We start from the raw sequence: 14892 nt of genomic DNA, 5'->3' as shown, positions 1-14892 counted from the left end.
TTTACACCCGAGCTAAAGCGATAAGCTGATTGCTACATTCGTTGATATTTGGCCCCTATGTTAACTGATTGGATTAAGAAACACACAACCTACCTGTTTCCGAGTCATTGTGAACTGTGCCATATGGTGATAGAGCCTGAGGCCTTTCATCCTCAATTTTGTGTCACTTGTCAGCTGAGGTTTGCGCCAACAATACGTTGTCGTCGTTGCGGCTTAGTGACGCCAGAAGTGACTGAGATGTGCGGAGAGTGTTTAGTTTCACCGCCATTATGGACGCGCTTGTATTGTGTTGGAGACTATCTGCCCCCTTTGTCGAGTTATGTTCATCGCCTTAAATATGAAGGGCAGTATTGGCAGGCAAAAACTTTGTCTGGGCTCTTGGCTCCGCGAATCGACACCCGACCAGACTTGATCACTTTTGTGCCTGTGCATTGGCGCCGTTATTGCTATCGAGGCTATAACCAAAGTGAGCATTTGGCGTGGCAGATCAGCCGAGAGTTAGCTATTCCTTGTGATGCGGTGTTTAAAAAAGTGCGTTCAACACCAAGACAGCAAGGGATGGATAAGAAGCAACGTAGGAACAATGTGCGTCAGGCTTTTTGCCTAACTAAGGCAATCGAGGTAGAGCATATTGCTATTGTCGATGATGTGTTAACCACAGGGAGCACCGTACATCAATTATGTAAATTATTGCTTGGTAACGGGGTAAAAACCGTTGATATTTATTGTATTTGCCGCACTCCTGAACCGTCGAACCGTTAAAGTGACGGTGATTTGATCTAAAAGGCTAGATCTTGAGGAAATCAGGAGTAAAATGGTGCTTAAATAGCCTACAAATTTACTCAGGTATTCGTCGTGTCAAATCCTATTACTATTACAGAAAATGCTCAAAAACACTTTGCTAACCTTTTGAGCCAGCAGCCAGAAGAGACAAACATCCGCGTATTCGTTGTGAACCCAGGAACGCAAAATGCAGAGTGTGGCGTTTCTTACTGTCCTCCTGAAGCTATTGAAGCTACAGATACGGAGTTTCAGTACGAGGGATTTTCGGCTTATGTTGATGAGCTAAGTTTGCCATTTCTAGAAGATGCTGAAATCGACTTCGTGACGGATAAAATGGGCTCTCAACTGACGCTGAAAGCGCCTAATGCAAAAATGCGTAAAGTGTCTGACGATGCGCCTTTAGTCGAGCGTGTTGAATATGCGATTCAAACACAGGTAAATCCTCAGTTAGCGGGTCACGGTGGTCATGTCAATCTGGTAGAAATTACCGATGACGGCGTTGCGATTGTTGCCTTTGGTGGTGGTTGTAATGGTTGCTCAATGGTGGATGTGACGCTAAAAGAAGGCATTGAAAAAGAGCTGCTACAACAGTTTGAAGGTGAATTGTCTGCGGTTCGTGATGCAACAGAGCACGACCGTGGTGAGCACTCTTATTACTGATCATGACTTAAGTCTTTGATTTAACCATATGCAATACAAGGGGTTGACGAGAGAGTCAGCCCTTTTTTTGTTTTCAAACATAGTAATTTTCTCATATATTAATGGCTTCCCCCATGGCTAAGGAGTCAGCAAGTGGCTAAACGGAATCCACCAGAAATTCTGGCAAAACAAACAGTAGCTCGATCCAAGTTATTTGCTGTTGAGGCACTCGACTTACGCTTTAGCAATGGCGTCGAACGTACTTATGAACGCATGAAGCCGAGTGGGCGCAATGCAGTAATGATGGTACCTGTGACAGCTGAAGGAGACATATTACTGGTTCGTGAGTATGCGGCGGGCACAGAGCGTTATGAGCTGGGTTTTCCTAAAGGTTTGATTGATGCTGGAGAGTCGCCAGTTGAAGCGGCAGATCGTGAGTTGAAGGAAGAAATTGGTTTAGGTACTCATAAGCTGACACCCTTGAAAGAGGTTGTGCTTGCCCCTTCTTATTTCTCAAGCAAAATGACTCTGTTTATCGCAGAAGAACTATACTCAGAACAATTAGAAGGGGATGAACCAGAACCTCTAGAAGTGATTCGCTGGCCACTTGCTCAAGCTGAAGAGCTTCTGACTCACCTCGATTTTTGTGAGGCGCGCAGTATTACCGCGCTGATGCTGGCTCTACGTATCTTAAAACCATAATCAATGTAGAGCGTGAAGGATTGACTATGCCAATGACAGACGACCTTTCTCACCATTTGCCTGCCGTGATTGCCATTGCTCGCTCGGCAGGTCAGTTAATTCTCGATATCTACGAGAAAAAAGAATATCAAGCCTATACCAAAAGTGACGAAACACCAGTAACCAGTGCAGATATAGCTGCACATAAACTGATCATGGAAAAGCTTTCTGAGCTTACCCCTGATATTCCCATCCTGTCCGAAGAAGACGCGGAGATAAGCCTTGATAAACGCTCTCAATGGGACCGTTATTGGTTGGTTGACCCGTTAGATGGGACACAAGAATTTATCGCTCGTAGCGGTGACTTTGCAACGATTATCGCCTTGGTCGAGAATAACCAACCTATTATGGGAGTGGTGTACGGTCCAGTGTCTGGTGTGACTTACTACGCATACAAGAACAAAGGCGCGTGGAAAATACCCGATATGGATGAAAGCGTTCGGATCTCATCCCACAACCATGATGGCCGAGCGCATCCGATTGCGATTGCCATTAGCCGCCGTCAAGATATCAACCGTATTACCAGCCGCATGAGCAGTGGTTGGAACTATGATTTAGTACCACTCGGCTCAGCAGCACTGAAAGCTTGCTTAGTGGCAGAAGGTGCGGTGGATTGTTACCTTCGCCTTGGCCCGACTGGTGAGTGGGACACTGCGGCAACGCAATGTATCGTTGAAGAAGCGGGTGGCCGTATTTTGAGTACGCAGCTTGAACCTTTGTCTTACAATGAGCGCGAAACATTGGAAAACCCTAATTTCATCGTGCTCGGTGATGAAGTGTTACCTTGGGATGAAATTCTTCAAGTTAAAGACTAGCGTCACAAGGGCGCTTAACGTCCGTGCTTGATGAAAGAAGGGCTGGTGTGAATACATCAGCCCTTCTTTGTACGTGCAGAAAAAGAGCCAGTTTGGTGGCAGTTAGCGACTCGGGTCACTGCGGCACAACCAGCTCTCTAGCGATATTTTAGATACCATATTCAGCGCGATAAGCTTTAACAGCTTCAAGGTGTTCCGTCGCATTACCTTTTTCTTCAAGGTAAGTCACCAAGTCACCTAGGCTAACAATCGAAATCACAGCACAACCAAAGTCACGCTCGACTTCTTGAATCGCAGACAGCTCACCCTTGCCCTTCTCTTGGCGGTCGATTGCCACTAAAACACCCGCTAGGTCAGCACCATTGGCTTTAATGATTTCCATTGATTCGCGGATTGCCGTGCCAGCAGTGATCACATCATCTACCAGCATGATGCGCCCCTCAAGTGCACTACCGACTAAGTTACCGCCTTCGCCATGGTCTTTCGCTTCTTTACGGTTGAAGCAGTATGGCGTGTCGATATCATGATGATCGGCCAAGGCTACGGCTGTTGTCGTCGCAATTGGGATGCCTTTGTACGCTGGGCCAAATAGCACATCGAACTCAATTGCAGAATCCGCCAGTGCCGCTGCGTAAAAACGACCGAGACGCGCTAGGTCACGACCAGTATTGAAAAGACCAGCGTTAAAGAAGTACGGGCTCTTACGGCCAGATTTTAAAGTAAATTCGCCAAATTTTAGGACTTCTTTCTCTAATGCAAACTCAATAAATTCACGCTGGTATGCTTTCATCACTTTCTCTCTAAATAAAAGGTCTAGTTGTCTAGACGGTTTATAAACACTAATGAACTATCTCCTAAAGAAATGGAGATAAAAAAATAGCTTCCAAATGGAAGCTATTTAATAACAATCAATTTTCTAACGCCGCTTTCTGCGCCGCTACAATTTCGCTAATGCCTTTGGTCGCCGACTCCAGCAGCGTCATCAGCTCAGCATGAGTAAAGGGTTCGCCTTCTGCTGTGCCTTGAACTTCGATCATACGACCATCTTCCGTCATCACCACATTCATATCAGTATCGGCTGCGGAGTCTTCGGTGTACTCAAGGTCACACAGAATGTCTTCACCTAAGATGCCCACAGATACAGCAGCCACATGGCCCTTCATCGGATTAGCTTTTAATTTGCCTTTCTCAACTAGGTGTTGGAAAGCATCCGCCATTGCGACACTCGCGCCAGAGATAGACGCAGTACGTGTACCGCCATCAGCCTGAATCACGTCACAGTCAACCGTCACCATGATTTCACCCATCGCTTCTAGGTCTACGACAGCACGAAGACTGCGAGCAATCAGGCGTTGGATTTCCATCGTACGGCCGCCTTGTTTACCGCTTGCGGCTTCACGGCGCATACGTGAATGCGTTGAACGAGGTAGCATGCCGTATTCAGCGGTCACCCAGCCTTTACCTTGACCTTTTAGCCAGCGAGGGACGTTTTCTTCAACGGTCGCATTACACAGCACTTTAGTATTGCCGAATTCAACCAGCACAGAGCCTTCTGCATAAGCAGTGTAGTTACGAGTAATTTTGATTGGGCGAACTTGATCCGCCTTGCGATCGTTTGGACGCATGGGCATCTACCTTAGTTATCTATCTGCTGATAGGGGGAGACGAATTTGGTTGGAGCAGGATTATAGCGAAGTTTAGTAGACAAAGCTATGTGGATTCCTTCAGCTAAGCACCAGTGCATGTGCTACTATTGGCTCGCGTTATTTTCACAGATAATAAACAGGAAAATTCGATGATCTACAGTATGACAGCCTATGCGCGTAAAGAGGCGAAAGGTGATTGGGGTACAGCAGTATGGGAGATTCGCTCGGTAAACCAGCGTTACCTTGAGACCTACTTCCGTCTGCCCGAGCAGTTCCGCGGCTTGGAACCTGTATTGCGCGAGCGTTTTCGTAAGCGCCTTGCACGCGGTAAAGTCGAGTGTGCGCTTCGATTTGAAGCCAACCCTGCAGCAAAAGGTGAGTTGACCATCAACGAAGATCTGGCGAAGCAAGTGATCAGTGCCGCTAACCAAGTGATGGCTTTATCTGGCGATGAGAGCCGTTTAAATCCTTTCCAGATCATGAACTGGCCTGGGGTGATGGAAACACCAGAGCAAGATATGGACGCCGTCAATAAAGACCTGCTTGCGGCTTTCGATGCCGCATTGAGCGACTTTATCGAAGCCCGTGGTCGTGAAGGCGACAACATGAAGGCGCTTATTGAGCAGCGCTTAACGGCTATTTCTGAAGAAGTCGTGAAAGTACGCGCGCGTATGCCGGAAATTCTAGAATGGCAACGTGAGCGCCTGTTTTCGAAGTTTGAAGATGCAAAGGTAGAACTTGACCCATCACGAGTAGAGCAAGAGCTTATCCTGCTGGCGCAAAAATCAGACGTAGCCGAAGAGCTTGACCGCCTAGATTCACACGTAAAAGAAACCACTAACATCTTGAAGAAAGGGGGCGCAGTCGGACGTCGTCTCGACTTTATGATGCAAGAGTTCAACCGTGAGTCCAATACCTTAGCCTCTAAGTCTATTAGTACGGACATCACTGCGTCTGGTGTTGAGCTGAAAGTGCTCATCGAGCAAATGCGTGAACAGATCCAAAATATTGAATAGGTTGACCTATGCTATGCAGCCCCCACTCTTGGAGTGGGGGCTTTTTTTAATCTAAATCTGATTAAAGCAGGATCAAATACATCAAGAAGAGCACGGATAGGGCGTAAATCACCGGATGAACTTGCTTACCTTTGCCGGCGACGACCATAGTAAATGCGTAGCTGATGAAGCCCATCGCCATGCCGTTGGCTGGTGAGAAACTCAGTACAGTGAACATGATGGTAAAGAATGCCGCAATGCGCGACTCTTTTTGCTCCCAACTGATTTGTCCTAACCGTCCAATCATGTAGATGCCAACCACGACCATTGCTGGTGCTACCATCGCGGCTGAGAAAATAGAAAACAGCGGGTATAGGAATAATGAAAGCAGGAATAGCCCTGCGACCATCACAGCGGCTAATCCGGTTTTTGCTCCCTGAGAAGAGGCGATGCCTGACTCTGAAAATGCCGTGATGGAGGTGGTGCCTAAAACGGAACCAATCACTGTCCCACCCGCATCTGCTACCAAAGCAGAGCGTGCATTCGGTACTTTACCATCCTTATCAATGATCCCTGCATCACGCCCAACACCAACAATCGTGCTCAGACCATCAAAGAAATCGACGATGAGGAAAATAATCACAATAAACAGCAGATCGAACATTTTGTCTGCGGTCAGTCCAGAAAAGTCAAAGACGGCACCAAAACTACTCGCTAAGCTTGGTGGGGCAGAGACAAATTGTTCTGGAATTGGCGCGTTATTGGTACCCATTATCATGTCTGCAAAGACTGTTAACACTATGGCTGTAATGAACGAAATAAAGGTCGCTAATTTGATATCACGGACCATGCATCCCAGAGCGACAAAAATACTGATGTACGCAATGATGACTTGTGGATCTGTCACCTTGCCCATACTGACGAGAATGATGGGGTTAGAAACAATAATGCCAGCGTTTTTTAGGCCGAGAAAGGCAATGAATAAACCAAGCGAAACGGTGATCGCCAGTTTCAGATCCTCTGGTATCGACTCAATCATCGCTTTGCGGATATTGGTCATCGACAAAATCAGGTACAGTACACCGGAGAGAAAAATGCCAAACAGGGCTTCGTGCCATACCAATGCCACCGAGCTACTCAGCAACATACCTTTGAAAAAGCCATTCATACTCATTCCCGGTGCCAACATCACAGGGTAATTGCCCCAAATGCCCATAATTAACGTGGCTGCTGCGGCTGCAATGGCTGTCGCGGTAAAGACTGCGCCTTTATCCATACCAGGAATACTACCTAGAATGGCGGGGTTCACCGCTAGAATATAGCTCATCGCCAAAAAAGTAATGAAACCCGCGTACAACTCAGTACCTAGGGTCGTTTTACGTTGAGTAATTTTAAATACTGATTCCAGCACACCGGATTGATTCTGGCTTTTCAGGGTTGATTCGACACTCACAATGAAACCTTTAAAAGTGGGGATAAACAGGCAACGGGTTCAATGCTGTAGCAGAAGAAAAGTAGTATAGCGACTGTAGTCACCGAGATAGGCTCAATGGTAGAAACGTCTAATCCATTTCATCAGACATATACAGCATTTAATCGTTTGCGCGGATTGTAAGGATCTTGAGTGAAATCTCAATGCTTTTATAAAAATTTAGCAAACGTTTGCTTTTGGTGGGGAGAGATCGCTAAGCTCACGCAGGTACTTGAGAGTAACCCCTCGAGTATAACTTCCCTATGAAGATTCTTGCGGCTGGCTTCCTTTAGCGTCGTGGTTTATGTAGTGAACTCTTGTTTGAGCGATTCCACTGTTTTTTTCAGTCCCGCATCAACATCAATTGGCACAACCACGCACTCAAATACTTGTGAAGATCCTTAGGATCATGCTACTCTTCGCCTCCATTTTTCTGACCTAATTTTCACCATTTCGGTGATCCTGCAAGGTCGGTGCTATCTTTAACATGTCGGCTTGTTAAGCTGGCAAGATCAAACCAAATGTGGAATTGTACCTATGGGCAAAGGCACTCTTTATATTGTATCTGCACCAAGTGGCGCTGGTAAATCGAGCTTGATTTCCGCCATGCTGGAGACCAACCCGACTTACGCAATGAAGGTGTCTGTTTCACACACTACACGTGGCATGCGCCCGGGTGAACAAGATGGAGTCCACTACCATTTTGTCCAGAAAGAGTATTTCGAAGAGCTGATCGACCAAGGTGCTTTCCTTGAGTACGCCGAAGTGTTTGGTAACTACTACGGCACTTCACGTCCGTGGATTGAAGAGAATCTCGATAAAGGTATCGATGTCTTTCTTGATATCGACTGGCAAGGTGCTCGCCAGATCCGTGAACAAATGCCTCAGGCACAAAGCATCTTTATATTGCCGCCATCGAATGGTGAACTTGAGCGTCGCCTCAATGCTCGTGGCCAAGACAGCGATGCTGTGATCGCTAAACGCATGGCTGAGGCAAAATCAGAGATTTCACACTACAGCGAATACGACTATGTGATCGTCAATGACGATTTCGATAGCGCACTGATGGACTTTAAAGCCATCATACGTGCAGAAAGATTGAAGCAAGATAAGCAAGCTGCTAAATATAAAGGCATGCTTGACGCGCTTTTAGCAGAATAAACCGGCTTGTTAACAAGCTGTTTATCAAGAAATACTGTCTCCGCCTACTCTGATCTAGACACTGGGAACACAGAGACTGTATAATTTCTCGTCATACAAAATTTTAGTTAACTAATTTGGAGTCCTCATGGCACGCGTAACTGTTCAAGACGCTGTTGAAAAAGTTGGCAACCGTTTCGACCTAGTTCTCATTGCGGCTCGCCGCGCTCGTCAAATGCAAACTGGCGGTAAAGATTCACTAGTGCCAGAAGAGAACGATAAGGCAACGGTTATCGCCCTTCGCGAAATCGAAGAAGGCCTGATCACGAAAGAAATTCTTGATGCTCGTGAGCGTCAGGAGCAGCAGGAACAAGAAGCAGCAGAGCTAGCAGCCGTAAGCAGCATTGCTCACAGTCGTTAATCTGACTTCCTTCTCATCAACTATCTTCCGGGCCTAAAGTTTGTATCTATTCGATAGCCTAAAAGACGTTGCCCAAGAATACTTATCAGAGCCTCAAGTTGAGGCTCTACGTCAATCTTATGTGGTAGCGAAAGACGCTCATGAAGGGCAAACCCGCTCCAGCGGTGAACCTTATATCATCCATCCTGTTGCTGTTGCTCGAATCTTGGCCGAAATGCGCCTTGATGTTGAAACACTGCAAGCCGCTCTACTTCATGATGTTATTGAAGACACAGAAGTTACTAAAGAAGAGTTAGAAACTCAATTTGGCACCACAGTGGCTGAGTTGGTTGATGGTGTATCTAAGCTGGATAAGCTTAAATTTCGTGATCGCAAAGAAGCTCAGGCTGAAAACTTCCGCAAAATGGTTCTTGCCATGGTGCAGGACATTCGCGTTATTCTGATCAAGCTTGCTGACCGTACGCACAACATGCGCACGCTCGGTGCATTACGCGCGGACAAAAAGCGCCGTATCGCTCGTGAAACCCTGGAGATTTATTCTCCGCTTGCGCATCGTCTCGGTATCCATAACATCAAAACGGAACTCGAAGAGTTAGGTTTTGAAGCCCTTTACCCGAACCGCTACCGTGTTCTTAAAGCCGTGGTCAAATCGGCGCGTGGTAATCGTAAAGAGATGATCCAAAATATCCATAGTGAGATTGAAGGACGTCTTGAAGAGGTTGGGCTGAAAGCACGCGTATTTGGTCGAGAAAAAAACCTGTTCTCCATCTACAACAAGATGAAGACCAAAGAGCAGCGCTTCCACACCATCATGGATATTTACGCTTTCCGTATTGTGGTTGAAGATGCCGATACTTGTTATCGGGTACTCGGACAGGTTCATAGCTTGTACAAGCCGCGTCCGGGGCGTGTAAAAGACTACATCGCGGTACCCAAGGCTAATGGTTATCAGTCCATTCATACTTCGATGGTTGGCCCGCATGGGGTACCTGTCGAGGTGCAGATCCGCACCGAAGACATGGACCAGATGGCAGACAAAGGGGTGGCGGCACACTGGTCTTACAAAGGGAATGGTGATCGTACTGGTACTACGGCGCAGGTGAAAGCTCAGCGTTGGATGCAAAGCCTGCTTGAGCTTCAGCAAAGTGCGGGTAACTCGTTTGAGTTCATCGAAAATGTGAAATCGGATCTGTTCCCGGATGAAATCTACGTATTTACACCAAAAGGCCGGATTGTCGAGCTGCCTGTTGGCGCAACTGCGGTTGATTTTGCTTATGCCGTCCACACTGATGTGGGTAATACTTGTGTAGGCGCTCGTGTTGACCGTAACCCTTATCCGCTCAGCAAATCGCTGAAAAATGGTCAGACGATCGAAATAATTAGTGCGCCAGGAGCGCGTCCGAATGCGGCTTGGCTTAACTACGTGGTGACTTCACGTGCTCGCACGAAGATCCGCCAAGTGCTGAAAACCATGCGCCGTGAAGAGTCGGTGACACTTGGCCGACGTCTGCTCAATCATGCCTTGGGTGACCTGTCTCTTTCGGATATTGATGAAGAGAACATCAACCACGTCCTGTCAGAACTGAAAGTCGATAGTGTTGAGGACTTGCTAGCCGATATCGGCCTTGGCGAATTGATGAGCATTGTTATTGCCCGTCGTCTACTTGGTGATGTTGAGGAGCTGACTCAAGTTGAGCAGGCTGACAGTAATAAACCGAAGAAGAAGCTGCCAATTCGTGGTGCGGAAGGCCTGCTACTGACATTTGCTAACTGTTGCCATCCAATTCCTGACGATCACATCATTGCTCATGTTTCTCCTGGGCGAGGGCTGGTTGTTCATCGTGAAACGTGTCCAAATGTGCGCGGCTACCAGAAAGAGCCAGATAAGTATATGGCAGTGGAATGGTCAGAAGATTATGACCAAGAGTTTATCACTGAGCTATATGTCGATGTCCAAAACCGTCAGGGGGTGTTGGCCGAGCTGACCAATGTGATCTCCAAAACAGGTTCGAATATCCATGGTCTTTCGACGGAAGAGAAAGATGGTCGATTGTATACTGTGACGGTATTACTGACGACCAAAGATCGTGTTCATCTTGCGGGTATCATGCGTAAGATCAAGGCAATGCCGAACGCACTAAAAGTACGTCGCCGTAAAAACTAACGGTATATTCATCGAGCAAAACGCCCTTGAAATTACGGTTTCAGGGGCTTTTATTTTACTATCATTATGAACTTAGAACGTTACAACCGAATTCAACAAGTCCTCAAGTCTCGGCAGGCTGATCTGACTTTCTGTCTTGAAGAAGTGCACAAACCTAATAATGTTTCCGCAGTTATCCGTACCGCTGATGCGACGGGAATTCATAAGATTCATGCTGTGTGGCCCAATGATATGCGCACGCTTAGCCATACTTCTGCGGGAGCACGAAACTGGGTTGAAGTCGACACTCACGATACGATTAGCAAAGCCGTCAAAACGCTTAAAGAGCAAGGTATGCAGGTTCTAGTGACGAACCTGTCTGACAACGCGGTTGACTTTCGTGAGATTGACTACACTCAGCCGACGGCGATCATTCTAGGGAGCGAAAAAATTGGTGCTTCTGAAGAAGCAAAGCAACTGGCCGATCAAGATATCATCATTCCTATGATGGGCATGGTCCAGTCGCTTAATGTCTCGGTTGCCAGTGCTGTCATCATGTACGAAGCTCAGCGTCAGCGCGAAGCGGCTGGCATGTATAACAATCAGGTTAGCAAGCTACCTGAAGAAACGATTCATCGTATTCTGTTTGAGCGAGGTCACCCTGTGCTTGCGAAAGTTGCAAAACGCAAGGGGCTACCTTATCCACCGCTTGATGAAGAAGGTCAGATCATTGCTGATGAAGCTTGGTGGCAGGAAATGCAGAAGAAGTAATGTCAATGAACGTTAGAGGTTGAGGCGAATGCGTCAACCCTTTTGATTTTCTGCTCATCACCAATGCCGACAGCTTGAAGGCGCTATACTCTTGTTACCAGACTAAATTTCCCTGTACAAAAACACAGCTCAATGGTTAACTATTAGGTTCAGACACCTATGTAACTTACTGAATAACTTACCGAGTTCTGTTATGTCCCAATTGCTATCTGCTATTCCTTTGACTTCTCTGACTGGTGTTGGCGCCAAAGTGGCAGAAAAGCTAGCAAAAGTCGGGCTACATTCGGTACAAGATCTCTTATTTCATCTCCCACTGCGTTACGAGGATCGAACGCGTATCTACCCTATTGTGAAGTTACATGCTGGTTTATGGGCGGCAGTGCAGGGAAAGGTCATGAGCGTCGATACTTTGTTTGGTAAGCGTAAGATGCTGACGGTCAAAATCAGTGATGGTAATGGCACCATCACCTTGCGCTTCTTCAATTTTACCGCAGGGATGAAGAACAACTTTGCTGAGGGCAAAACTGTCCATGCCTATGGTGAAGTTAAACGGGGCAGCTATGGCTTAGAAATTGTCCACCCAGACTACAAATTCTATGCGCCGAATCAGCCTTCTGAGGTAGAACAGAGCCTGACACCGGTCTATCCGACCACAGATGGACTACGTCAAATCACTTTACGTAACTTGACTGATCAAGCGTTAGAATTACTTGATAAGTCGGCAGTGCAAGAGCTCTTGCCTGCCGGCCTGTATGATCAGCAAATCTCGCTTGCTCAGGCGCTGCACACGATTCACAGGCCAACACCCGATATCGATTTACACGCCTTTGATGAAGGTAAGCACCCAGCGCAAATACGCCTGATTATGGAAGAGCTGCTGGCTCAGAACCTTTCGATGCTCTCAGTGCGGAGCAAAGGTCAGCAAGACATTGCTCTGCCACTGGCTGAACGCAATGAACTGAAACAAAAGCTGCTCAGTCAGTTGCCTTTCTCCCCAACCAAAGCGCAATCTCGAGTTGTTGCGGAAATTGAACAAGATCTTGCTAAACCTCACCCGATGATGCGTCTTGTTCAGGGAGATGTCGGCTCAGGAAAAACTTTGGTTGCCGCTTTAGCAGCGCTTCGAGCACTAGAACATGGCTATCAGGTGGCTTTAATGGCTCCGACTGAACTGCTGGCAGAGCAACATGCGATCAACTTTGCACAGTGGCTGGAACCTATGGGGATACATGTAGGCTGGCTAGCAGGTAAACTGAAAGGTAAAGCCAAAGATGCTGAGTTAGCCAAGATAGCCAGTGGCGAAGCGCAAATGGTGGTTGGTACTCACGCTTTGTTTCAGGAGCACGTTGCTTTTCATCATCTTGCGTTAGTCATTATTGATGAGCAACACAGATTCGGTGTACACCAGCGCCTCGAACTAAGAGAAAAAGGCGCGAAACAGGGCGCATTTCCTCATCAACTGATCATGACGGCTACCCCGATCCCGCGTACATTGGCGATGACCGCCTATGCGGATCTTGAAACTTCCGTTATTGATGAATTACCCCCAGGGCGAACGCCTATCCAGACGGTCGCTATTCCAGATACCAAACGAGATGATATTGTTGAACGTGTACGCAATGCCTGCCTCAATGAAGGAAAGCAGGCTTATTGGGTGTGTACATTGATTGATGAATCAGAAGTATTAGAAGCTCAAGCTGCGGCTGACACCGCAGAAGAACTGCAAAGAAAGCTGCCTGATGTCAAAATCGGTTTAGTGCATGGCCGGATGAAGCCTGCAGAAAAACAGGCCGTAATGCAGGATTTTAAAGACAACAAACTTCACTTGCTGGTGGCTACTACCGTGATCGAAGTCGGTGTTGATGTCCCCAATTCAAGCTTAATGATCATCGAGAATCCTGAGCGCTTAGGGTTGGCTCAGCTGCACCAGTTACGAGGACGAGTTGGACGAGGGAGTGTTGCTAGTCACTGTGTGCTGCTTTACCATTCCCCATTGTCTAAAACCGCACAAAAGCGTTTAGGTGTGCTGCGTGAAAGTAATGATGGGTTTGTTATTGCTCAGCGCGATCTGGAAATTCGTGGCCCAGGTGAGCTACTAGGCACTAAGCAAACGGGCATGGCTGATTTTAAAATTGCTGATCTGATTCGAGATCAGCATTTGATTCCAGAAGTTCAGCGAGTTGCGCGTCATATTCATGAGTACTTCCCAGACAGCGCCGCGGCAATAATTGAACGTTGGCTGGGGGATAGAGACATGTATTCGAAGGCATAGCATGTATTCGAAGGCATAGAGAGAAAGGCTTGTAGGGTTGGAGTGACAATACCAACCCTTATCGCTCGCTATTAGTACCTTTGTGAGAGTTATCGTAAATCTCACTTCCATCGCGCTGAGTTTTGAGTAGCGATAGGTTCCACATATATTGTTCTGGATGCGGTCTGACTAAGTCTTCAATGGCCTGGTTCATTGCGCGAGCATCGGCTTCTTCATCGCCAGTTGGAAAGTTTTCGAGCGCAGGCAGAATATGCACTTCATACTTGCCTGATTTGTCGTTGTAGGCAGGTAACACTGGGATCACTTTGGCTTTCGATAGGCGGGCCATTTTACCAAAGCCTTTTAGCGTTGCTTTTTCTGTACCAAAGAAAGGCACAAATACTGAGTTGGCCGGGCCAAAATCTTCATCTGGTAGCCAGTAACCAAGGTAACCATCTTTAATTGAACGCACGAAAGGCTTCACCCCGGCTTCACGAGCAAAAATACGACCGCCATATTGCATGCGTTGCACTTGCATCAACCAGTCCCCGATAGGGTTACGTTGCGGCTTCATGATGGTGGTGACTTTGTAGCCCTTTGCAGCCAACATGACCGCAGGGTAATCGACCGCCCAAGCATGTGGCGCTAAGATGATGACTTTCTCTCCGGCATCAAGCAGCGGTAGGATGTTTTCTTCGCCAATCATGACGCCACGTTCTTGGTTATGTTTGGTTGAACGAACCAAAAACTCCGAATAACCCAACAGATACTGTGCAGCCTTAACAAAGGTCTCTTCCAGAATATCTTGGCGTTCTTGGTCTGATTTTTCAGGAAAGCAATACTCAAGATTGACACGCGCTCGGCGTACCACTCGGCCGTTTTTGCGCACCGCAAAGACGGACAGTTTGCGTGCCAAGTTATCGCGCCAGCGGTACGGAATAAAAGCAAACAGGGCGGCAAATAAAATGCCCAGCCATGTCCCCCAGTGTTTAGGATGTAAAAATGCCCACTCGAAGGTAGGGTTATGCAAATGTTTATCGATGCTATTTTTATCGTTGTTGCTCATTGAAAGCAGC

14 protein-coding genes and 1 riboswitch are annotated in these 14892 nt (G+C 47.1%); of the genes, 10 read left to right on the top strand and 4 right to left on the bottom strand.

What is annotated here, in order from left to right; translation table 11 throughout:
• Positions 1-57 precede the first annotated feature (57 nt).
• From L1D23_RS13685 to cysQ, 4 genes are all read left to right on the top strand, one after another.
• Entirely contained in the window at positions 58-762 is a 705-nt protein-coding gene (locus tag L1D23_RS13685; protein WP_239867155.1) for a ComF family protein, read from the top strand.
• Positions 763-855: 93 nt separating this feature from the next.
• Positions 856-1443 carry a Fe-S biogenesis protein NfuA gene (gene nfuA / locus L1D23_RS13680; protein ID WP_239837896.1) on the top strand — a complete coding sequence of 196 codons (588 nt, stop codon included), beginning with the start codon at positions 856-858 and terminating at the stop codon, positions 1441-1443.
• Between the two features lie 132 nt (positions 1444-1575).
• Positions 1576-2124, top strand: a complete 549-nt coding sequence (gene nudE, locus L1D23_RS13675; protein ID WP_239837897.1) for an ADP compounds hydrolase NudE — start codon at positions 1576-1578, stop codon at positions 2122-2124.
• Between the two features lie 26 nt (positions 2125-2150).
• Positions 2151-2978, top strand: a complete 828-nt coding sequence (gene cysQ / locus L1D23_RS13670) for a 3'(2'),5'-bisphosphate nucleotidase CysQ (protein WP_239867152.1) — start codon at positions 2151-2153, stop codon at positions 2976-2978.
• A gap of 148 nt (positions 2979-3126) precedes the next feature.
• Here the strand turns inward: cysQ and pyrE are convergent, their stop codons facing one another.
• Together pyrE and rph are read right to left on the bottom strand one after the other, a co-directional pair.
• On the bottom strand, positions 3127-3768 hold the full coding sequence (gene pyrE / locus L1D23_RS13665; protein WP_239837899.1) for an orotate phosphoribosyltransferase: 642 nt from the start codon (positions 3766-3768) through the stop codon (positions 3127-3129).
• A 118-nt stretch (positions 3769-3886) separates the two neighbouring features.
• Positions 3887-4603: a ribonuclease PH gene (gene rph / locus L1D23_RS13660; RefSeq protein ID WP_239837900.1), complete on the bottom strand. Its 717-nt coding sequence runs from the start codon at positions 4601-4603 to the stop codon at positions 3887-3889.
• Positions 4604-4773: 170 nt separating this feature from the next.
• On the opposite strand from rph, the gene L1D23_RS13655 reads away from it, so the two are divergent.
• Complete coding sequence (locus L1D23_RS13655) at positions 4774-5640, top strand: YicC/YloC family endoribonuclease (protein WP_239867149.1); 867 nt, start codon at positions 4774-4776, stop codon at positions 5638-5640.
• A 61-nt stretch (positions 5641-5701) separates the two neighbouring features.
• Here the strand turns inward: L1D23_RS13655 and L1D23_RS13650 are convergent, their stop codons facing one another.
• Positions 5702-7072, bottom strand: coding sequence for an NCS2 family permease (locus L1D23_RS13650; RefSeq protein ID WP_239867146.1), 1371 nt, complete (start codon positions 7070-7072; stop codon positions 5702-5704).
• Between the two features lie 56 nt (positions 7073-7128).
• Positions 7129-7228: riboswitch (purine riboswitch) on the bottom strand.
• A 399-nt stretch (positions 7229-7627) separates the two neighbouring features.
• Between L1D23_RS13650 and gmk the strand changes: the two genes are divergently transcribed.
• From gmk to recG, 5 genes are all read left to right on the top strand, one after another.
• Entirely contained in the window at positions 7628-8251 is a 624-nt protein-coding gene (gmk, locus tag L1D23_RS13645) for a guanylate kinase (RefSeq protein WP_239867143.1), read from the top strand.
• A gap of 127 nt (positions 8252-8378) precedes the next feature.
• Entirely contained in the window at positions 8379-8651 is a 273-nt protein-coding gene (gene rpoZ / locus L1D23_RS13640; RefSeq protein ID WP_006957184.1) for a DNA-directed RNA polymerase subunit omega, read from the top strand.
• A 40-nt stretch (positions 8652-8691) separates the two neighbouring features.
• Entirely contained in the window at positions 8692-10815 is a 2124-nt protein-coding gene (spoT, locus tag L1D23_RS13635; RefSeq protein WP_239837904.1) for a bifunctional GTP diphosphokinase/guanosine-3',5'-bis pyrophosphate 3'-pyrophosphohydrolase, read from the top strand.
• Between the two features lie 66 nt (positions 10816-10881).
• Positions 10882-11565 (top strand): tRNA (guanosine(18)-2'-O)-methyltransferase TrmH, encoded by a 684-nt coding sequence (gene trmH, locus L1D23_RS13630; protein WP_239837905.1) that lies wholly within the window; start codon positions 10882-10884, stop codon positions 11563-11565.
• Between the two features lie 193 nt (positions 11566-11758).
• Positions 11759-13837, top strand: a complete 2079-nt coding sequence (gene recG / locus L1D23_RS13625) for an ATP-dependent DNA helicase RecG (RefSeq protein WP_239867140.1) — start codon at positions 11759-11761, stop codon at positions 13835-13837.
• 58 nt (positions 13838-13895) lie between these two features.
• Here the strand turns inward: recG and lpxM are convergent, their stop codons facing one another.
• The gene (lpxM, locus tag L1D23_RS13620; protein WP_239867137.1) at positions 13896-14882 is read right to left on the bottom strand and encodes a lauroyl-Kdo(2)-lipid IV(A) myristoyltransferase; all 987 of its coding nucleotides are present in this window, start codon (positions 14880-14882) and stop codon (positions 13896-13898) included.
• Between the last annotated feature and the right edge of the window lie 10 nt (positions 14883-14892).

This window comes from Vibrio sp. Isolate24 (assembly GCF_022398215.1).
Taxonomy (GTDB): Bacteria; Pseudomonadota; Gammaproteobacteria; order Enterobacterales; family Vibrionaceae; genus Vibrio; species Vibrio coralliilyticus_A.
This window is presented reverse-complemented; position numbering and strand designations above follow the sequence as displayed.